General features: G+C 59.0%; 3 rRNA genes. All 3 read left to right on the top strand.

Annotated features, from left to right (window positions below):
* Positions 1-259 precede the first annotated feature (259 nt).
* The 3 genes from Cpa01nite_RS18305 to rrf all read left to right on the top strand — a co-directional run bounded on the left by Cpa01nite_RS18305 (position 260) and on the right by rrf (position 5,465).
* A 16S ribosomal RNA gene (locus Cpa01nite_RS18305) occupies positions 260-1,781 on the top strand.
* 365 nt (positions 1,782-2,146) lie between these two features.
* A 23S ribosomal RNA gene (locus Cpa01nite_RS18300) occupies positions 2,147-5,257 on the top strand.
* A 91-nt stretch (positions 5,258-5,348) separates the two neighbouring features.
* Positions 5,349-5,465: ribosomal RNA gene (gene rrf, locus Cpa01nite_RS18295) — 5S ribosomal RNA — on the top strand.
* The 16S, 23S and 5S rRNA genes sit together here, the layout of an rRNA operon.
* The last annotated feature ends 243 nt before the right edge of the window (positions 5,466-5,708 follow it).

Raw genomic sequence — 5,708 nt, 5'->3', positions numbered from 1 at the left:
GGGGATGCGCGTCTGTTCTTTGAGAACTCAACAGTGTGCCTAGTAGTTGATGCCAAGATGGTTCATCGGCTCGGGTGGTCGCCTTCATTCGGGGGTGGCTGGTCGGTGTCGGTGGGTCTTGGTTGATACGGAAGCTCGCTCGACCTCCGTCGGGTGGCTTCCTTAGCAGCCGAATTGACTGATCTCCGCTCGCCAGCGGGTGGGGGTCGTTTCGTGTGTCGGTTGATCGCCGCTTTCGGGTGGTGGTTGCCATGAGACATCTACGGAGAGTTTGATTCTGGCTCAGGACGAACGCTGGCGGCGTGCTTAACACATGCAAGTCGAACGGTGAAGCCCAGCTTGCTGGGTGGATCAGTGGCGAACGGGTGAGTAACACGTGAGTAACCTGCCCCTGACTCTGGGATAAGCCTTGGAAACGAGGTCTAATACCGGATACGTGACGCTCAGGCATCTGATGCGTCTGGAAAGATTTATCGGTCAGGGATGGACTCGCGGCCTATCAGCTTGTTGGTGGGGTAACGGCCCACCAAGGCGACGACGGGTAGCCGGCCTGAGAGGGCGACCGGCCACACTGGGACTGAGACACGGCCCAGACTCCTACGGGAGGCAGCAGTGGGGAATATTGCACAATGGGCGCAAGCCTGATGCAGCGACGCCGCGTGAGGGATGAAGGCCTTCGGGTTGTAAACCTCTTTCAGCAGGGAAGAAGCGCAAGTGACGGTACCTGCAGAAGAAGCGCCGGCTAACTACGTGCCAGCAGCCGCGGTAATACGTAGGGCGCAAGCGTTGTCCGGAATTATTGGGCGTAAAGAGCTCGTAGGCGGTCTGTCGCGTCTGCTGTGAAAACTCGAGGCTCAACCTCGGGCTTGCAGTGGGTACGGGCAGACTAGAGTGCGGTAGGGGAGACTGGAATTCCTGGTGTAGCGGTGGAATGCGCAGATATCAGGAGGAACACCGATGGCGAAGGCAGGTCTCTGGGCCGCAACTGACGCTGAGGAGCGAAAGCATGGGGAGCGAACAGGATTAGATACCCTGGTAGTCCATGCCGTAAACGTTGGGCACTAGGTGTGGGGCTCATTCCACGAGTTCCGTGCCGCAGCAAACGCATTAAGTGCCCCGCCTGGGGAGTACGGCCGCAAGGCTAAAACTCAAAGAAATTGACGGGGGCCCGCACAAGCGGCGGAGCATGCGGATTAATTCGATGCAACGCGAAGAACCTTACCAAGGCTTGACATACACCGGAAACTTCCAGAGATGGTTGCCCCGCAAGGTCGGTGTACAGGTGGTGCATGGTTGTCGTCAGCTCGTGTCGTGAGATGTTGGGTTAAGTCCCGCAACGAGCGCAACCCTCGTCCTATGTTGCCAGCGGGTCATGCCGGGGACTCATAGGAGACTGCCGGGGTCAACTCGGAGGAAGGTGGGGATGACGTCAAATCATCATGCCCCTTATGTCTTGGGCTTCACGCATGCTACAATGGCCGGTACAAAGGGCTGCGATACCGCGAGGTGGAGCGAATCCCAAAAAGCCGGTCTCAGTTCGGATTGGGGTCTGCAACTCGACCCCATGAAGTCGGAGTCGCTAGTAATCGCAGATCAGCAACGCTGCGGTGAATACGTTCCCGGGCCTTGTACACACCGCCCGTCAAGTCACGAAAGTCGGTAACACCCGAAGCCGGTGGCCCAACTGTTCGCAGGGGGAGCCGTCGAAGGTGGGACTGGCGATTGGGACTAAGTCGTAACAAGGTAGCCGTACCGGAAGGTGCGGCTGGATCACCTCCTTTCTAAGGAGCTTCTGACACGCCCGCCTCTGGTTGGGTGTGTGCAGAGACCAGGCCCGAGCCGTACGCGTTCGGGGTGGTGCTCACGGGTGGAACATCAACTACGGCGGTCATCTTCGGCCGGCACCGCGTCAGTACTCCTTCGGGATGGAACGCGCATCGCCGACTTGCGGGTGGTCGCCTAGGCACGCTGTTGGGTCCTGAGGGAACAGCCCGTGAGGGAGGTTGCTTCATCGACGGGCCCGGTCGGTCGGACGAACCGCTTGCTGCATCGCGCAGCGGGTAGGCGCCGGCGTGTACGACTCGGGGATCGTTCGTTGTTTGAGAACTGCACAGTGGACGCGAGCATCTTTAAAGTATGTCTTTGTGGTCAAGTTTTTAAGGGCACAGGGTGGATGCCTTGGCACTAGGAGCCGAAGAAGGACGTGGTAGCCTGCGATAAGCCTCGGGGAGTTGGCAAACGAACCGTGATCCGAGGATGTCCGAATGGGGAAACCCCGCGCGAGTCATGTCGCGTGACCCGCACCTGAATATATAGGGTGTGTGGAGGGAACGCCGGGAAGTGAAACATCTCAGTACCGGCAGGAAGAGATATTCCGTGAGTAGTGGCGAGCGAAAGCGGATCAGGCCAAACCGTGTGCGTGTGATAGCCGGCAGGCGTTGCGCATGCGGGGTTGTGGGACCCTTCAGCTGGTTCTGCCGAACCAGCAGGGAGTCAGAAAGCCGTGTCATAGTCGAAGGGCATTGAAAGGCCCGGCACAGAGGGTGGTACCCCCGTAGACGAAATGGCGCGGCCTCCCGAGGGGGATCCCAAGTAGCACGGGGCCCGAGAAATCCCGTGTGAATCTGGCAAGACCACTTGCTAAGCCTAAATACTACCTAGTGACCGATAGCGGACAAGTACCGTGAGGGAAAGGTGAAAAGTACCCCGGGAGGGGAGTGAAATAGTACCTGAAACCGTGTGCCTACAATCCGTCGGAGCCTCCCTAGCAGGGGTGACGGCGTGCCTTTTGAAGAATGAGCCTGCGAGTTAGTGGTACGTGGCGAGGTTAACCCGCGTGGGGAAGCCGTAGCGAAAGCGAGTCCGAATAGGGCGATCATAGTCGCGTGCTCTAGACCCGAAGCGAAGTGATCTAGCCATGGGCAGGTTGAAGCGCGGGTAAGACCGCGTGGAGGACCGAACCCACCTGGGTTGAAAACCGGGGGGATGACCTGTGGTTAGGGGTGAAAGGCCAATCAAACTTCGTGATAGCTGGTTCTCCCCGAAATGCATTTAGGTGCAGCCTCGCGTGTTTCTTGCCGGAGGTAGAGCTACTGGATAGCCGATGGGCCCCACCAGGTTACTGACGTTAGCCAAACTCCGAATGCCGGTAAGTGAGAGCGCGGGAGTGAGACTGCGGGGGATAAGCTCCGTAGTCGAGAGGGAAACAGCCCAGACCACCAGCTAAGGCCCCTAAGCGTATGCTAAGTGGGAAAGGATGTGGAGTTGCACAGACAACCAGGAGGTTGGCTTAGAAGCAGCCACCCTTGAAAGAGTGCGTAATAGCTCACTGGTCAAGTGATTCCGCGCCGACAATGTAGCGGGGCTCAAGTATACCGCCGAAGCTGTGGCATTCACACATTGCGCTAAGCCTTCGTGGTTCAGGCGTGTGGATGGGTAGGGGAGCGTCGTGTGGCGGGTGAAGCTGCGGGGTGACCCAGTGGTGGACGCTACACGAGTGAGAATGCAGGCATGAGTAGCGAATGACGGGTGAGAAACCCGTCCGCCGAATGACCAAGGGTTCCAGGGCCAGGCTAATCCGCCCTGGGTAAGTCGGGACCTAAGGCGAGGCCGACAGGCGTAGTCGATGGACAACGGGTTGATATTCCCGTACCGGCGAAGAACCGCCCATACCGAGCCCGGTGATGCTAAACGTCCGAAGTGCGGCACCGACTCCTTCGGGAGTCACCGTCGCATGGAGCACGTGACCCGAACCGGTAGTAGGTAAGCGTATTAACAGGAGTGACGCAGGAAGGTAGCCCGGCGTGGCGATGGTAGTCCACGTCCAAGGTCGTAGGGCGAGTGGTAGGCAAATCCGCCACTCACGTAGCCTGAGAGCCGATGGTGACAGCGTATGCTGGAAGAGGGTGATCCTATGCTGCCGAGAAAAGCTTCGACGCGAGGTTCTAGCCGCCCGTACCCTAAACCGACTCAGGTGGTCAGGTAGAGAATACCAAGGCGATCGAGATAATCGTGGTTAAGGAACTCGGCAAAATGCCCCCGTAACTTCGGGAGAAGGGGGGCCTGAAGCGTGTACCGGCTTGCCCGGGAAGCGTGGAGGGCCGCAGAGACCAGGGAGAAGCGACTGTTTACTAAAAACACAGGTCCGTGCGAAGTCGCAAGACGATGTATACGGACTGACGCCTGCCCGGTGCTGGAAGGTTAAGAGGACGGGTCAGCCGCAAGGCGAAGCTCAGAATTTAAGCCCCAGTAAACGGCGGTGGTAACTATAACCATCCTAAGGTAGCGAAATTCCTTGTCGGGTAAGTTCCGACCTGCACGAATGGCGTAACGACTTCTCCGCTGTCTCAACCGCGAACTCGGCGAAATTGCACTACGAGTAAAGATGCTCGTTACGCGCAGCAGGACGGAAAGACCCCGGGACCTTTACTATAGCTTGGTATTGGTGTTCGGTGCGGCTTGTGTAGGATAGGTGGGAGACTGTGAAGCCGGCACGCCAGTGTCGGTGGAGTCAACGTTGAAATACCACTCTGGTCGCTCTGGACATCTAACCTCGGTCCGTGATCCGGATCAGGGACAGTGCCTGGTGGGTAGTTTAACTGGGGCGGTTGCCTCCTAAAATGTAACGGAGGCGCTCAAAGGTTCCCTCAGCCTGGTTGGCAATCAGGTGGCGAGTGCAAGTGCACAAGGGAGCTTGACTGTGAGACTGACAGGTCGAGCAGGGACGAAAGTCGGAACTAGTGATCCGGCGGTGGCTTGTGGAAGCGCCGTCGCTCAACGGATAAAAGGTACCCCGGGGATAACAGGCTGATCTTGCCCAAGAGTCCATATCGACGGCATGGTTTGGCACCTCGATGTCGGCTCGTCGCATCCTGGGGCTGGAGTAGGTCCCAAGGGTTGGGCTGTTCGCCCATTAAAGCGGTACGCGAGCTGGGTTTAGAACGTCGTGAGACAGTTCGGTCCCTATCCGCTGCGCGCGCAGGAAACTTGAGAAGGGCTGTCCCTAGTACGAGAGGACCGGGACGGACGAACCTCTGGTGTGCCAGTTGTTCCGCCAGGAGCACGGCTGGTTGGCTACGTTCGGAAGGGATAACCGCTGAAAGCATCTAAGCGGGAAGCCTGCTTCAAGATGAGGTTTCCACGGGGCTCGTCCCCGAGAGGCTCCCGGCTAGACCACCGGGTAGATAGGCCGGATGTGGAAGGCAGGACTAACGACTGCCGCAGCTGACCGGTACTAATAAGCCGACAACTTCACCACTCATACTTGTGCTACGCGTCCACTGTGCGGTTCCCGAACCACGAACACGCACCCCATCTGGGGTGTCCCGTGTTTGACTGTTCGACAGAGTTACGGCGGTCATAGCGAAGGGGAAACGCCCGGTCCCATTCCGAACCCGGAAGCTAAGCCCTTCAGCGCCGATGGTACTGCACTCGCCAGGGTGTGGGAGAGTAGGACGCCGCCGGACATCCATTCAGGAAGAGCCACCCCCTCGGGGGTGGCTCTTTCTGTTTCCCCAGAACATTCCCGTGCCCGGGCGCGCCCACGCGACCGCACCGGGCACCTCCGCCCGGACCAGGCAGGCGCGCGGACCGAGTCGGCGCGCCCGGTGCGCCGAGAGGGCAGGAGATGCTGCCTCCCGTCCGTCGAAGGCAGCATCTCCTGCCCACTCGACGAACACGTCCGCCAGGAGAGCCGGCGCCGAGATGGC

The sequence above is a fragment of the Cellulomonas pakistanensis genome (assembly GCF_016862755.1).
In the GTDB taxonomy this organism is placed as follows: Bacteria; Actinomycetota; Actinomycetes; order Actinomycetales; family Cellulomonadaceae; genus Cellulomonas; species Cellulomonas pakistanensis.
This window is presented reverse-complemented; position numbering and strand designations above follow the sequence as displayed.